The 14017-nt window shown below is 75.7% G+C and carries 12 protein-coding genes; 3 read left to right on the forward strand and 9 right to left on the reverse strand.

The window, feature by feature from the left end; genetic code table 11:
• Nucleotides 1–22: 22 nt before the first annotated feature.
• The 6 genes from ACF1BN_RS12095 to ACF1BN_RS12120 all read right to left on the reverse strand — a co-directional run bounded on the left by ACF1BN_RS12095 (nucleotide 23) and on the right by ACF1BN_RS12120 (nucleotide 5391).
• Nucleotides 23–811: an ABC transporter ATP-binding protein gene (locus ACF1BN_RS12095; RefSeq protein WP_392331486.1), complete on the reverse strand. Its 789-nt coding sequence runs from the start codon at nucleotides 809–811 to the stop codon at nucleotides 23–25.
• Nucleotides 808–1719, reverse strand: a complete 912-nt coding sequence (locus ACF1BN_RS12100; protein WP_392331487.1) for an ABC transporter permease — start codon at nucleotides 1717–1719, stop codon at nucleotides 808–810. The genes ACF1BN_RS12095 and ACF1BN_RS12100 overlap by 4 nt, the downstream gene beginning before the upstream one ends.
• Entirely contained in the window at nucleotides 1716–3074 is a 1359-nt protein-coding gene (locus tag ACF1BN_RS12105) for an ABC transporter substrate-binding protein (protein ID WP_392331488.1), read from the reverse strand. Before ACF1BN_RS12105 ends, ACF1BN_RS12100 begins: the two co-directional genes overlap by 4 nt.
• 16 nt (nucleotides 3075–3090) lie before the next feature.
• Nucleotides 3091–3318 carry a ferredoxin family protein gene (locus ACF1BN_RS12110; protein ID WP_030497738.1) on the reverse strand — a complete coding sequence of 76 codons (228 nt, stop codon included), beginning with the start codon at nucleotides 3316–3318 and terminating at the stop codon, nucleotides 3091–3093.
• Nucleotides 3319–3345: 27 nt separating this feature from the next.
• Entirely contained in the window at nucleotides 3346–4113 is a 768-nt protein-coding gene (locus ACF1BN_RS12115; RefSeq protein ID WP_392331489.1) for a GntR family transcriptional regulator, read from the reverse strand.
• Nucleotides 4114–4455: 342 nt separating this feature from the next.
• Nucleotides 4456–5391, reverse strand: coding sequence for a MerR family transcriptional regulator (locus ACF1BN_RS12120; protein ID WP_392331490.1), 936 nt, complete (start codon nucleotides 5389–5391; stop codon nucleotides 4456–4458).
• 171 nt (nucleotides 5392–5562) lie between these two features.
• On the opposite strand from ACF1BN_RS12120, the gene ACF1BN_RS12125 reads away from it, so the two are divergent.
• Both ACF1BN_RS12125 and ACF1BN_RS12130 read left to right on the forward strand, forming a co-directional pair.
• A complete protein-coding gene (locus ACF1BN_RS12125; RefSeq protein WP_392331491.1) occupies nucleotides 5563–7035 on the forward strand; it encodes a dienelactone hydrolase family protein in 1473 nt (490 codons plus the stop codon).
• A 7-nt stretch (nucleotides 7036–7042) separates the two neighbouring features.
• A complete protein-coding gene (locus ACF1BN_RS12130) occupies nucleotides 7043–7621 on the forward strand; it encodes a hypothetical protein (RefSeq protein WP_392331492.1) in 579 nt (192 codons plus the stop codon).
• Between the two features lie 50 nt (nucleotides 7622–7671).
• Here ACF1BN_RS12130 and ACF1BN_RS12135 read toward each other — a convergent pair whose 3' ends face one another.
• On the reverse strand, nucleotides 7672–9306 hold the full coding sequence (locus tag ACF1BN_RS12135) for an amidohydrolase (RefSeq protein ID WP_392331493.1): 1635 nt from the start codon (nucleotides 9304–9306) through the stop codon (nucleotides 7672–7674).
• 375 nt (nucleotides 9307–9681) lie between these two features.
• On the opposite strand from ACF1BN_RS12135, the gene ACF1BN_RS12140 reads away from it, so the two are divergent.
• Nucleotides 9682–10413 carry a TetR/AcrR family transcriptional regulator gene (locus ACF1BN_RS12140; protein WP_392331494.1) on the forward strand — a complete coding sequence of 244 codons (732 nt, stop codon included), beginning with the start codon at nucleotides 9682–9684 and terminating at the stop codon, nucleotides 10411–10413.
• Between the two features lie 16 nt (nucleotides 10414–10429).
• Here ACF1BN_RS12140 and ACF1BN_RS12145 read toward each other — a convergent pair whose 3' ends face one another.
• Complete coding sequence (locus ACF1BN_RS12145; RefSeq protein ID WP_392331495.1) at nucleotides 10430–12070, reverse strand: IclR family transcriptional regulator C-terminal domain-containing protein; 1641 nt, start codon at nucleotides 12068–12070, stop codon at nucleotides 10430–10432.
• Between the two features lie 200 nt (nucleotides 12071–12270).
• Complete coding sequence (locus tag ACF1BN_RS12150) at nucleotides 12271–13851, reverse strand: carbohydrate-binding protein (RefSeq protein ID WP_392331496.1); 1581 nt, start codon at nucleotides 13849–13851, stop codon at nucleotides 12271–12273.
• Nucleotides 13852–14017: the final 166 nt, after the last annotated feature.

A 14017-nucleotide genomic window follows, 5' to 3' on the forward strand; every position in this document is an offset into this window, starting at 1 on the left:
AGGAGCGGGAGGGGCGGAGAGGTCAGAGGGAGTCGAGGACGCGGCGGCGCAGCTCACGCGTGGCCGGGGCGTCCCGGGCGGCGCGGTCGCGGGGGTGCGGCACGTCGAGCACCTCGCCCGACGGCAGCAGCGCGATCCGGTCCCCCAGGTGGACGGCCTCGTCCACGTCGTGCGTCACGAAGACGACGGTCGCGCCGGTGCCGCGCAGGATGCCGGCCAGCAGGTCCTGCATGCCGGTCCTGGTGTGCGCGTCCAGCGCGCCGAACGGCTCGTCCATCAGCACCGCGCGCGGCCGGCCGGCCAGCGCCCTGGCCAGCTGCACCCGCTGCCGCTGCCCGCCCGACAGCTGGTGCGGCCACTTCGCCGCGTGACCGGCGAGACCCACCCGCTCCAGCCACTCCCCGGCGGCCCGCCGACGCCCGGCCCGGTCCACGCCCCGGATCGCCAGCGGCAGTTCGACGTTGGCCCGCACCGAGCGCCACGGAAGCAGCGCGTCGTGCTGGAAGACGAGTGCCCGGTCGGCGCCCGGCCGGCGGACCGGCTCGCCGTCCTGCGCGACCCACCCCGCGACCGGCGGCAGCAGTCCGGCGAGTGTCCGCAGCAGCGTCGTCTTGCCGCAGCCCGACGGACCGACGACGGCCAGCACCTCGCCGGGCGCGACCCGCAGGCTCACCTCCCCGCCCAGGGCGGTCCCGTCGGGGTGCCCGAGGCGCACCCCGTCGAGGGCGAGTTCGGCACCCGCGAGTTCGGCGGCGGCCGGAGCGGCCGGAGCGGCGGGTGTGGTGGTGGCGGTGGTGGCGGTGGTGCTCATGGGACCGGCTCCTTCTCGGGTACGGGGGCGTCCGCCGGTACGGCGCGTACGGCGGCGGCAGGGGTGGGAGCGCCCGCGCCGGACGGCGCACCGGGCCCGGCGGGCGCACCGCTGCGGAACGCCGCGCCCCAGGCGGCCGGGCGCGGCAGCCAGGCGGTGACCCGACGCCCCACCAGTTCGACGGCGGTGGAGGTCAGCAGGCCCAGGGCGCCGATCGTGACCATGCCGACGAAGACGCCCGGATAGTCGACGACCGTGTAGTCCTGCCAGGTGCGGTAGCCGACCCCGTACTCACCGGAGATCATCTCGGCGGAGATCACACAGATCCACGCCACCCCGATGCCGACGGACAGCCCGCCGAACACCCCGGGCAGGGCGCCCGGCAGCACCACCGACCACAGCACCCGCGCCCGGCCGCCGCCCATCGTCCGCACGGCCTCCTCCCACACCGGGCTCAGCGCCCGCACCGCGTGCCGGGTCGAGACCAGCACCGGGAAGAACGCGGCGGCGCAGGTGATGAAGACGATCCCCTGCTCGTTCGTCGGCAGCAGCAGGATCGCCACCGGCACCAGGGCGATCGCCGGGATCGGGCGCACCACCTCCACCAGCGGGCCCAGCAGGTCGGCCGCCCACCGCGAGCGGGCGATCGCCGTGCCGGCCGCCACCCCGAGGACCGCGGCCAGCAGGAAGCCCGTCACGATCCGGCGCAGGCTGTGCCCGAGGTCCTGCCGGTAGGCCGCCGTGCCCACCCGGTCGGCCAGCGCCGAGGCGACCTCACCGACCGTCGGGAACTGCTCGAACCGCAGCCACAGGTTCACGTCGTACGCGGTGAGCACCTGCCACAGCCCCAGCGCGGCCAGCAGCGACCCCGCCCGGACCAGGCGGCGCCCCGCCCTCGCCGCGCTCACGAGCCCGCCGCCCGGACGGCGTCCGCGTACGGCACGACCCGCGAACCGGCGTGGGCGGCGACCCACCGCTCGGCCGCCGCCCGCGTCACGAACGCCCGCCAGGCGCCGCCGCCCTCGACCCACACCGCCCGGTCCGCGAACCACGGGGTCCCGGTCACCGCGTCCGGCACGTACGCCGCCCGGACCTTCCCCGGCCCGGCCGCGGCGACCGCCTTCAACAGCTCCCCCGCCGAACCGAACGCGCGGGTCGAGGACTGCCCGCGCAGCCACAGCTCCGCCTTCGCCGCGCCCGCCCTCGGATATCCGGTGGCGGTGACCGCCCGCTTCAGCGGCGCCGGGTCGACGAAGGCGTCCACGTCGACGTCCTTCACCAGACCGGCCTCCCGCAGCACCGGCACGTCCTCCTTCAGCGCGGCCAGCAGCTCGGGCCGCAGCTCGGGGTCGAAGGTCGCGACGCCCTGGGCGCCGTTGTAGAGGTACACCACCTCGGCGGGCAGCCCCGTCTCCTTCGCGACGGACTCCGCGGACGCCACCGGAGCCGACCGCAGCCGGTCCGTGGCCCGCCGCTGCGCCCGCAGGAACGCGTCCAGGACCTCCGCCCGCTCGCGCGCGAACTCCTCGCGCACGGTGACCCCGTGGAAGGTCGGCAGGTCCAGCTCCGCCCCGTCGTACAACGCCTGCGCCTTGCCCTGGAAGGCGAGCAGGCCGGGCCAGGCGACGAACTGCGACAGGGCGTCCACGCTGCCGCCCGCCAGCGCCGAAGCGCCCACACTGGGCTGCTGGTTGAGCTTGGCGACGTCCTTCGCCGGGTCGAGGCCCGCCCGGCGCAGCGCCCGTACCAGCGTGCCGTCGGCGGCGGAGCCGACGCTCGTCGACACCCTCTTGCCCTTCAGGTCCGCGAGCGACCGCAGTCCCGAACCCGGCGCCGTGACGACGGTGTTGAGACCACCGCGCAGGTTGTATCCGGTCACCGAGACGAGCCGGGTGGGCTCCTTCAGCTGGCGGCCCCGGGCCGCGTTGAGGAGCAGCGGGAAGTCGCCCATCGATCCGATGTCGATCTTCCCGGCGGTCATCTGCGCGGTGATCGGCGCCCCCGTCGCGTAGTCCTGCCACCGGACCCGGTAGCGGACACCGTCCTTCCGGCCCTGGGCCGCCAGCTCCTCCTCGAAATAGCCGAGCGAGCGCAGCAGCGTGCCGGCGGTCACCGTGTTGATGGTCTTCGACTGGTAGCCGACGGTGACCGTCACGGTCCCGTCCGGCTCCCCGTCCGCGCCGGCCGGGCCGCCGCAGGCGGTGACGAGCGGGAGGAGCAGTGCCAGCGGCAGCAGCGGCCGCGCGATTCTTCTCGTCCTCATGGGAGTTCGGCGCCTTTCACCGGAGCAGATAGGGCATGTTGACGGTCACCGCGCCGGTGGGGCAGCGGGCTGCGCACGGGCCGCAGTACCAGCACTCGTCCACGTGCATGTACGCCTTGCCGTCCTCCTCGCGGATCGCGAGCGAGTCCAGCGGACACATGTCGACGCAGAGGGTGCAGCCGTCGATGCAACGGGACTCGTCGATCGTCACGGGCACGTCGGCGCGCTGGGGCACGAGGGGCATGGCGTTCTCCGGGAGGGAAGGGGGCTGTCAGAGGGAGCGGCGCAGGACGCCGCTCATGGTGATCCGGTCGCCGCGGAAGCGGATGAACTCCAGGTCCACCGGCCGTCCGGAGGGCAGATGGGTGAGGCGCTCCAGCATCAGCAGGGCGGCGCCGCGCGGGGCCTGGAGGACCGCCGCCGCGTGCGCGTCGGCGGTCACCGCCTCCAGAATGATGTCCGCGTGGCCGAGCGGCCCGCCGGTCAGCTGCTCCAGGAGCCGGAACACGTCCGTGTTCTCCAGGTCGCAGCCGAGGAGTTCACCACCGACGTCCATGGGCAGGTACGACAGGTCGAGCGAGAGCGGCAGCCCGTTCAGCCGGCGCAGCCGCTCGACGCAGAGCACGTCCGCGTCGTCCGGCAGACCGAGCCGGTGCGCCACCGGTCCGGGCGCCCGTACCGGACCGAGGTTCCGCACCTCGTTGGTGACCCTGCCGTGCTCGTGCAGGGTCTCGGCGAGCCCCTGGAGCCGGTCCAGGCCGTGCGGGTACTTCTCGCCGACGACCACCGTCCCCACCCCCGGCTGCCGTTCCACCAGGCCCTCGCCGCGCAGCAGGTCGAGGGCCTGCCGGACGGTGTTCCGGCTGGCGTGGTGGTCGGCCGCGAGAACGTCCTCCAGCGGCAGCACACCCCGGGGGAAGGCGCCGGTCAGGATCTGGTGCCGCAGCAGGTCGGCGAGCTGCCGCGCCCGATCCGCGCGCAGCCGGCGACGGCGGGCGGCGGCGACCGGGAGGGAGGTGGCGGTGCGTTCGGCGGGCATGGCAGGGAACGTAACCGGGGTACGGCCCCGGTGGTGTTGCCGCAGTATTGCGCCACCGAAGGCCTCGGCCGTACGGCGCTGACCTGCGCAGACGTCGACAAGGGGTGGAGATCCGCCACCACCGCGCCCATCAGGCGGACGGCCGGCCGCCCACCATCCGAAACACCGGCAGCCCGCGCGGTACGGGGGCGGGGGCCGGCCGCCGGCCACCGGGCACCGGGCGGCGGGCGGCGGCGGACCCGCCGGGTGTGCTCCAGGACGGGACCCAGCGGCGGGGACACGGGGGTCAGCGGGTCAACCGGTCAGCGGGTCAGCGGGTCAACCGGTCCGTCGGTCAGCGGGTCAGTCGGTCAACCCGGTCAACCCGGTCAACCGGTCAGCCGGGGTCAGTGCCTCCGTCAGGTGGTGGTGCAGCAGGCCCAGGGCCGGCCGGTCGGCCGGGAGCAGCGGCACGACCAGCTTCCAGTACCGCGCCATCACCGCCGTCTCCTCCCGGCCGAGCAGCTCCGCGAGGCGTCGCCGGAAGAGGGGCGAGTCCCGCTCCCCGAGTGCCAGCGCGTACGCGTCGGCGAAGCAGTCCAGGGCCTCCCGGCCGGCCGGTGGACGCCCGGCCAGCGCCTCCGCGCCCGCCAGGTCGTACGCCTCGCCCAAGCCCTCGTACAGCACCGCCGGCCGGTACCGCTCGCCCCGCAGCGGCGGCCCCGGCGCCCGCCCCGGAGCGGGGTCCGCGACCAGCGCGCCCAGCCGGGCGAAGGCCCGTACCTGACCGGGGGACGGATCGTCCGGAGGCACCGGCACCACCTCGTCCAGGACCCGTGTCACCAGCGGCGCCGGCAGGCGCACGGGCAGCGAGCGACGCCAGAACCGGACCACCTCGTCCAGGTCGGGCGGCAGCACCGACGCGCCCAACAGGGGCAGAAGCTCGGCCCGTTCAACGCCGTCGCATTCCGCGAGCAGTCGCAGTGACGCCTCCCGCCACGCCAGCGCCGCCCGCTCCCGCGCCACGCCCCGCAGCTCCCCGGCCACCACCTCCGCCAGCCGGCCGTCGTCCTCCAGGGCCCGCGCCACCTCGGCCACGCCGAGGCCCAGTGCGCGCAGCGACCGGATCTCCCGCAGCCGGACCAGCGCGCCGGAGCCGTACCGCCGGTGCCCGCCGCCGCTGCGCCCGGCCTCGGGGAGCAGCCCCCGGTCCGAGTAGTACCGCACGGTCTTCACCGTCACCCCGGCACGCCCGGCCAGCTCACCGATGCTCCATGTCCCGCCGTCCGCCGCCGTCACCCGCACCGCCTCCCGCCCTCCGTCCCGCCCCCGCCCCGCGCCCCTCCGTCGACCCTAGCCGCCGGGCCGGGAGTGGAATCTCCCCCGGGGGGAGCTCCTAGCCTGCCGACAGCCGCGGTGGGCGCGGTGGGCGCGGCGTGAGCAGCGCGGCACGAACACGAGGAGGCGGGGATGACGGCGTTCGTTCTGGTGGGGGAGGCGTTCACCGGAGGATGGCTGTGGGACGGGGTGGCCGAGCGCCTGAGGAAGGCCGGGGCGCAGGCGTACCAGGTGACGTCGGACGGCGACCCGGAGGCCGGACTCGGCACGCACGCCGAGGAGTTGGTGGCGCTCCTCGACCGGATCGCCGACCCGGAGACCGTCCTCGTCGGGCACGGCTACGGCATCCACCCGGTGCTCGCCGCCGCCGACCGGCGCCCCGAGCGGGTGGCCCGGGTTGTCTACCTCGCCGCGGGGCTCCCCTCGGACGGCGACCCGGCCCTGCTGCTCGTCCGCGACGAGACCGTCCGGGAACGGCTCGGCCGCGACACCACACCGCTCCCGCCGCCCCGAGGGGAGGAGTGGGCGAACTGGGGGAGCCTCGACGGCCTCTCCGCGGACGACCTCGCCCGGCTGGACCGGCTGGCCGTGCCGCAGCCCGCCCGCACCCTCACCGAACCCCTGCGGCTCGGCGACGGCCTGGACCGGGTCCCGGCGAGTGCCGTGATGTGCACGGCGGACGGGCCGGACGTCGACGTCGTCGAGATGCTGGTCCGCACGGGACCGCCGCGCTTCCGGAAGCTGGTGGGACCCGGGTACGCCTTCCTCGAACTCCCCGCCGGACACTGGCCGATGCTCTCCCACCCCGCGGAACTCGCCGACGTCCTCGTGCGCGCGGCGGCGGGGGAGGGGCGGCGGATCTCCCTCGGGGAGGAGCGACCCTCCGACGAGAAGCGGGAGTTCCTGCTGGACACCGCCGAGTACCCGTACGAACGGAGCGGCCGCCTCGACGTGTACCCGCCGGACGGCGAGGGGCGCCGCCCCGCCGTCCTCTTCGTGCATGGCGGGCCCGTCGACGCCGATCGCGCCCCGACCCCGCGCGACACCCCCCTCTACCGGGGCTACGCCCGGTACCTGGCCGGGCTCGGCGCGGTCGGTGCCACCGTCGACCACCGGCTGCACGCGCTGACCGACTACGCCCGCGCCGCCGGCGACATCGCCCAGGCGCTGGAGACGCTGCGCGCCCACCCCCGGGTCGATCCGGACCGGATCGCGCTCTGGATCTTCTCCGGCGGGGGCCTCCTCGCCGCCGACTGGCTGGCGGCGCCCCCGCCGTGGCTGCGGTGCCTGGCCCTCTCGTACCCCGTCCTCGGCACACCGCCCGGCTGGGAGACCGTCGAGCGGCGCTTCCGACCGGCGGCTGCGGTCGCGGGTGCCGGAGCGCTGCCGGTGGTCCTCGTCCGGGCCGGCCGCGAACACCCGGCGTTCGCGACGACGGTGGAGGAGTTCCTCACGGCCGCCGTGAAGCACGGTGCGGACGTCGAGATCGTCGACGTGCCGGACGGCCGGCACGGGTTCGAGGCGCTGGACCGCACGGACGCGTCCCGCGAGGCCGTCGTCCGCGCGGTCCGGGCCGTGCTCGACCGGGTGACGGGTGCGGAATGATGACCCGGTGATCTCCAGGGAACGCGCGGTCGCGCTCGTCGGATCCTTCCTCGCCCGGAACCTGCCGACGTGGCCGTGGCAGGGTCCCCCGCCGACGCCCGACCTCTATCACGTGGAGGAACGGGCGGTCGGCTGGCTCGTCTTCTGGCGCTCGGCGGAGCAGGCCCGGGGCGAGGGCCCGCGCGGCAGCTTCGTCGGCGGCCACTACCTGGTGGACCGGCAGGACGGCAGCCTTCACTTCGTCCCCGAGGTCCGGTGGGACGACGAGGGCTGGGAGGAGCGGTACCTCACCGAGGTGCGGGGCGTCCGGCCGCCCGACCCGCTCGCCGCCGCCGTACGCGAACTCGTCGTCTCCCGGGGAGCGGTGGCCGCGATGGCCCACCTGCGCCGGCGGGCTCCCCGCCTCGGCCCGCGCGAGGCGAAGGCCTACGTCGAGGCGGTGAGGGACGGCGCGGAACCGCCGGAGGAACTGGCCGCCGCGACCCGCGCGGAGCCGGGCCCGCCGCTCCCGCCCATCGAGACCGTGGCGGGTCCGGCGGGTCCGGCGGGTCCGGCGGGGTGGGAGGGGGCCGGACCGGGCGGGTGACGCGGTGGGACGCTCGGCCGACCCGGCGCCGGAGCCGTACGCGCGGCCGGTCAGGCCTCGTACACGGACCTGCCGCCGACGTAGGTGCGCTCCACCCGGGCCCCGGCGATCTCGTCGGCCGGCGCGGCCAGGACGTCCCGGTCGAGGACGACCAGGTCCGCGAGGTTCCCGGCGGCCAGGCTGCCCGCGTCGTCGTGCCCGTTCACGTGCGCCGCGCCGGCGGTGTACGCGGCGAGCGCGGAGAGCGGGTCGAGGCGCTCCTCCGGGTAGAAGACCTTCTCCTCGGGGGTCTCCGGGGCACGCCGGTTCACGGCGACGTGGATGCCCTCCAGCGGGTTCGGGCTGGAAACCGGCCAGTCGCTGCCCGCCGCCAGGGTCGCCCCCGAACGCAGCAGCGAGCCGAAGGGATACTGCCAGGCCGCCCGCTCCTCGCCGAGGAAGGGGATGGTGAGCTCGTCCATCTGCGGCTCGTGCGCCGCCCACAGCGGCTGGATGTTGGCGATCGCGCCGAGCGCCGCGAACCGGGGCAGGTCGGCGGGGTGCACCACCTGGAGGTGGGCGAGGTGGTGGCGGTTGCCACGGCGGCCGTTGGCCGTGATCGACGCCTCGACCGCGTCCAGCGCCTCCCGGACCGCCCGGTCGCCGAGCGCGTGGAAGTGCACCTGGAAGTCGAGGGCGTCCAGCGCCGTCACGTGACCGCGCAGCGCCTCCGGGTCGACGAAGCTGAGCCCGCTGTTGCCGGTCGCGCAGCCGCAGCCGTCGAGGTAGGGGGCGGTCATCGCGGCCGTGAAGTTCTCCGCGACGCCGTCCTGCATGATCTTGACCGAGGTCGCCCGGAAGCGGCCCGAGGTCAGCCGCCGCCGGCGCTCCACCAGCTCGGGGATCTGCTCGGCGCCCCTTTCGCGGTCCCACCACAGCGCGCCGGTCACCCGGGCGGTGAGCGAACCGTCCCCGGCCGCCGTCAGATACGCGTCCGACGGGTCGGCCATGCCGTTGAACGCGCCGAGCAGCGCGTCCTGCCAGCCCGTGACGCCCAGCGAGTGCAGCAGCCGCTGCGCCCGCAGCAGCCCGGCGAGCCGGTCCTGCGCGGTGCTCGGCGGCACCAGCCGGGAGACCAGCCCGGTCGCGCCCTCCTGGAGCATGCCGCTCGGGCCGCCGTCCGCCTCCCGCTCGATCCGGCCGTCGGCCGGATCGGGGGTGCCTGCGGTGATCCCGGCCAGCTCCAGGGCCCGCGTGTTGGCCCAGGCGCCGTGGTGGTCGCGGTTCGACAGCAGCACGGGGCGGTCCGGGACGACCGAGTCGAGGAGCTGCCGGGTCGGCAGGCCGCCCTCGAAGCTCTCCAGCGACCAGCCGCCGCCGGTGATCCACTCCCGGTCCGGGTGCGCCTCGGCGTACGCGCGGATCCGCGCCAGGTACTCCGCCGCGTCGACGCTCCCGGTCAGGTCGCACTCGGCGAGCTCGCAGCCGCCGCCCACCGCGTGGATGTGGGCGTCCTGGAAGCCGGGCAGCAGCAGCTTGCCGGCCAGGTCCACCACCTCGGTGCCGGGCCCGATCAGCTCGCGCACCTCGTCGTGGCCCACGGCCGTGATCCGGTCGCCGGTCACGGCGAGCGAGGTGGCCCGGCTCCGCGCCGGATCCAGGGTGAGGACGGGGCCTCCGGTGAAGACCAGATCGGCCTGGGGCATACCAGCTCCCTTGCGTGCGGCCACGCCGTGACGGGCGCGGGATGGACGACGGCCGGCCGGGGCGGCGCGGGGAGCGCGCCGTGAGGCCGGTGTCGTACGGGGTCGTCCGGCCCCGTCCGGCGCCGGACGGGACCACGGGTCGTACGGGAATGGCGGGGTCGTGCGGGCGTACGGGCACAGCGGGGTCCTGCGGGTGTACGGGTTCGTAGGTGCGTACGGGGTCGTGCGGGCGTGCGGGGGCGTGTGTGGGCGCGCGACCCCGTACCGGCCGTGGTGGGCGTCCGGCTCTCACGGGGCGTCGCCGAACCGGTGACGGGCGCCATGGAAGCCCGCCGCGCGTTTACACGTCAATGGTGTTGTCGTAAGGTCCCCACCATGTCGTCCGCTCGCGTCGTACCCGAAGGAAGCCGGCGCCGCCGCCGGCCCACCAAGCAGGGCGCCGTCCTCTCCGAACGGCTCATCGTCGACACCGCGTTGCGCCTGGTGGCCCTGCACGGCGCCGAAGCCCTCTCCGTGCGCCGGCTCGGCGCCGCCCTCGGCGCCGACCCCAGCGCCCTCTACCGCTACTTCCGCAACACCGACGCCCTGCTCATCGCCATCGCCGACGAGGTCATCGGCCAGGCGCAGGAGGGCTGGGAGGCGAGCGGCGACTGGCGGACCGACCTGCGCGCGATGGGACGGCGGATCCACGGCTCCTACGTCGCCCAGCCCCAGGCCGCGCTGCTGGCGGCGCACCGCACGACGGGCGGACCGAACGAGACGCGCGCGGTCGAGACGATCCTCGGCATCCTGCGGAACGGCGGCTTCCCCGACGCCCTCGCGGTCCGCGCCTACCATGCCTTCGTCGACCAGGCCCTGGCCTTCGCCGCCCAGGACGCGGCCGCCGCCGCGCTGCCGGAGGCCGCGGGCGCGGCGGACACCGAGGTCTGGGGGGAGGTCTACGGCCGGCTCCCGCCCGGGACGCACCCGCACATCGCGGCGACGTACCCCCTCCTCGCCGCCGACATGAGCCGGAGCGGCTACCCCTTCGCCCTGGAACTGCTGCTGACGGCGCTGGAGACGCTGCGGCCGGACGACAGGGCCTCCACGGGGCGAGGGCGGACCTAGCGCGTCCGGCGGGCTGTCAGCCGCTCGGGACCGGAGTGTGGCGGCCCACCGACGCCAGATCGGCCGAGATCCGGCCGGCCGTCTCCCGCAGCCGCGGCAGGAGCGTCGCCAGGCTCTCCTCCGGGGACGAACGACCGGCGGCGAGCGCCACGTTGAGCGCGGCGACCACCCGGCCGGCGCCGTCGCGGACCGGCACCGCGATCGACCGCAGGCCCTCCTCCAGCTCCTCCTCCACCCACCCGAAGCCCCGTCCGGCGGTGGTCGCGACCGCCTCGCGCAGCTCCGCGACCCCGGTCAGCGTCCGGGGCGTCAGGGCCTCCGGCACGATCCTCCCGAGCCGGGCGTCCCGCTCGGCCTCCGGAAGCGCCCCGAGCAGCACCCGGCCCATGGAGGTGGCGTAGGCGGGCAGGCGGGTGCCCACCACGATGTCGATGTGCAGGAGGCGGCTGCCCGCGACCCGGGCCACGTACCGGATGTCGTCGCCGTCGAGCACCGCCACCGACGCCGACTCGCGCACGGTCCGGACGAGTCGGACCAGGTGCGGGGTGGCGATCTCGGGGAGCGTGAGGGCGGAGAGCCGGGCATGGCCGAGTTCGAGCACGCGGGGGAGGAGGACGAAACCGGCGGGCTCCTCGCGTACGTACCCCAGGTGGCACAGGGTGAGGAGGGAGCGGCGGGCGGTCGCCCGGGGCAGCCCGGAGAGCCGGGCGAGATCGGTGAGCCGGGCCGGCCCGCGTATGGCTCCGAAGGCGCGCAGCACGTCGAGGCCCCGGGCCAGCGACTGGAGGAAGCCGGAGCCGAGCTCCTCCTTGAGCGCGGGGCCGTCGACGGCGGCGAGCGGACCGGCCGGCTCGGGCCGCCCACCGCCCGCGCCGAGGGGACCGGCGGGCTCGGGCCGCCCGCCGCCCGCGCCGAGCGCCGCCTCCATCGCGGCGGCGGTCCGGGCGAGCGCCGGGAGGGCCAGCGCCTCCAGGGCCGCGGCGTCGTGCCGGCTGGTGTGGCCGGCGACGGCGACCGCGCAGACCACCGCGCCCGACGGGTCCCGTACCGGCAGGGCGACCGCGACCAGGCCCGGCTCGATCAACTGGTCGTCGACGGCCACCCCGCGCTCGCGGGCCCTGCGCACCCGGGCCGCGAAGCCGGCCTCGTCCGGGTGCGTCCCCCCGCGTCGCTCCCGCCACGCGGCGAACCGTCCCTCGTCCCACTCGGCCGCGAACAGGGCGCCGGGCGCGCAGCGTTCGGCCGGCAGCAGGTCCCCGGGGCGGAACGAGATGGCCATGGCGCGGCGCCGGGCCGCCTGGGTGAGGAAGCGGACGCCGTCCCCGTCGGGGACGGCGAGCGACACCGGTGCGTCGAGGAGGTCGGCGAGCGCGGCGGCGTGCGGGCCGAGGAGCCCGGGCAGCCCGCAGTGGTCGAGATAGGCGTTGCCGATCTCGGCGGCGCCTGGGGCGAGCAGCAGGTCGCGCCCCTCGGCGCGCAGCACGCCGAGGGCGCCGAGCGTGGTGGCGACGCGGTCGACCGTGGACCGGGCGAGCCCGGTCTCCCGGGCGATCTCGCCGAGCCCCCGGCGCCCGTCGGCACCGGCGACCACGGACCGCAGCACGGCGAGCCCCCGGTCGAGCGGGCCGACCACCTCGTCGGTCTTCTCCGCGGTCATGTCCGTCCTCCTCCGAGCCGGGAGAACGGTACCGGGCCGAGGGGGGGGGAGGGCGGAGAGGCGGTGGACCGGGGCTCCGCCCTCCGCTCCCTCGCCCGCGCTGCCTCCGACGGGGACGACCTGCGGGCCGCGTACGCCCTGGGGCAGGGAACCGCGCGCCCGCGCCCTGAACAGCCGGGCACGGACGCGCGGTTCGCGGGTCACCAGGTGACGGGCCTGCCCCCGAAGGTGACGGCGAGCGAGCCGTTCGAGGCGAAGGACCAGCCGAGCGCGCCGCCGTGGTTCGCGCAGCGCGAGCCGTTCGCACCGGTCCAGAACTGGTTGGTGGCGTCGGCGTCGCCCACCAGCTTGTCGTTGGTGCCGCCGCTCGTGCTCCGGCAGGAGGTGTTGCCGCGGAAGACGGAAGTGCCCGCCTCGAAGGTGTAGTTGCGCTGCGCGTTGTCGACCGAGATGTTCTCGGAGACCTTCAGCGAACCCGGGTTGCTGTTGTAGGTGAAGCCGTGCTTGCCGTTGCGGTACGCGATGCTGCGCCGCACCACGTGGTCGACGGCGATGGACTCCCCGCCGAGCTTGTAGCCGTTGCGGTCGCCGTTGGCGTTCACGGTGCCGTCCGACAGGGTGCCGTTCGTGTACGCCAGCGAGTACTCGATCGTCACCGGGTCGATAGGGCCGGTGTCCGGCTTGGTGTACAGGTCCCAGCCGTCGTCGATGTTGTGGTGGGCGACCGCGTGCCGGAAGACGTTCCCCGGACCCGTGGTCAGCTTGGCGGCGAACCCGTCGGCGTTCTCGCCCGCGGTGTCGGCGTTGTCGTGCGACTCGACGCTCACCATGAGGTTGCGGGCCGGCCACCGGTCGCGCGGGGTGGAGGAGGCGATCCGTCCCAGCTGGAGGCCGGTGTCCCGGTTGAAGCGGGTGACCGTGCGCTCGATCACGTTGTCGCTGCCGCCGACGTAGATGCCGTTGTCCCCGGCGCGCTGGACGATCAGGCCCTTCACGTGCCAGAAGTCGCCGTTCAGGGCGAGCCCCCGGTTGGACGAGGACTCGGCCATCGCGGAGAAGTCGAGGACCGGCGTCTCGCCGGGGAGGGCGGCGATGGTCTTCCGGGCGGCCGAGGTGCCGTTGTTGCCGGGGGCGACGGTCACCGTCTGCGCGTGCGCGTACGTGCCGCCGCGCAGGTAGATCGTGCCGCCCGCGCCGATCCGGCTGATCGCCGAGGCCAGCGTCGTCGGGTCGGCCTGGGTGCCGGAGGCGCCCGCGGTACCGGCCGGCGACACGTAGAGCGCGGGGCCGGAGGGGGCCGGGGTGTCCGTGGTGGAGAGCTCGACGTGGTCGACATTGGGCAGCCCGGCGGCGGTCGTCGGGCTCAGCCGGACGGTGTTGTTCCCGGGCGCGACCGGCACGGTGAACGTCTTCGACGTCCACCCCGTCCAGGCGCCGGTGGACTCGAAGGGCACCCCCGCCGCCACGGTCGTGCCGTTGACGACGACGTCGGCGGGGCGGGAGGCGGTCGTGCCGTTGGCGAACCGCACGGTGAGCGTCGCGGTCCCGGCGGCGGACGCCGGCACGGTGAACTGGGCGGCCGCGCCGACGGCGTTGGTGCCGTTGCAGAAGCCGCTGCCGGAGAACCCGGTCCAGTCGGAGTCGATCGTGCCGGTGCAGACGGCGGGCGAGGTCTCGGCCTCGTACCGGGCCGTCGCGGCCTGCGCGCCGCCGGGGGTGGACAGCGCGACGAGGGTGCCGGCGACGAGGCCCACGCTCACGGCGAGGGAAGGGGTGCGCATCGGTGTCTCCTGGTGGGGGAGGCGGCTCGGACACGGGGGAAAGCGCTTTCTGGGAATGCTCGCGCCGACGCTAGGGCGAGTGTCGAAGGCGCGTCAATAAGCGGGTACGTGATTGCTGTTCATGAATATGAACGAGAGGGGGAGAGGGTGGGCCAGCCCGGGCGGG

Source organism: Streptomyces sp. NPDC014861, from assembly GCF_043081625.1.
Taxonomy (GTDB): Bacteria; Actinomycetota; Actinomycetes; order Streptomycetales; family Streptomycetaceae; genus Streptomyces.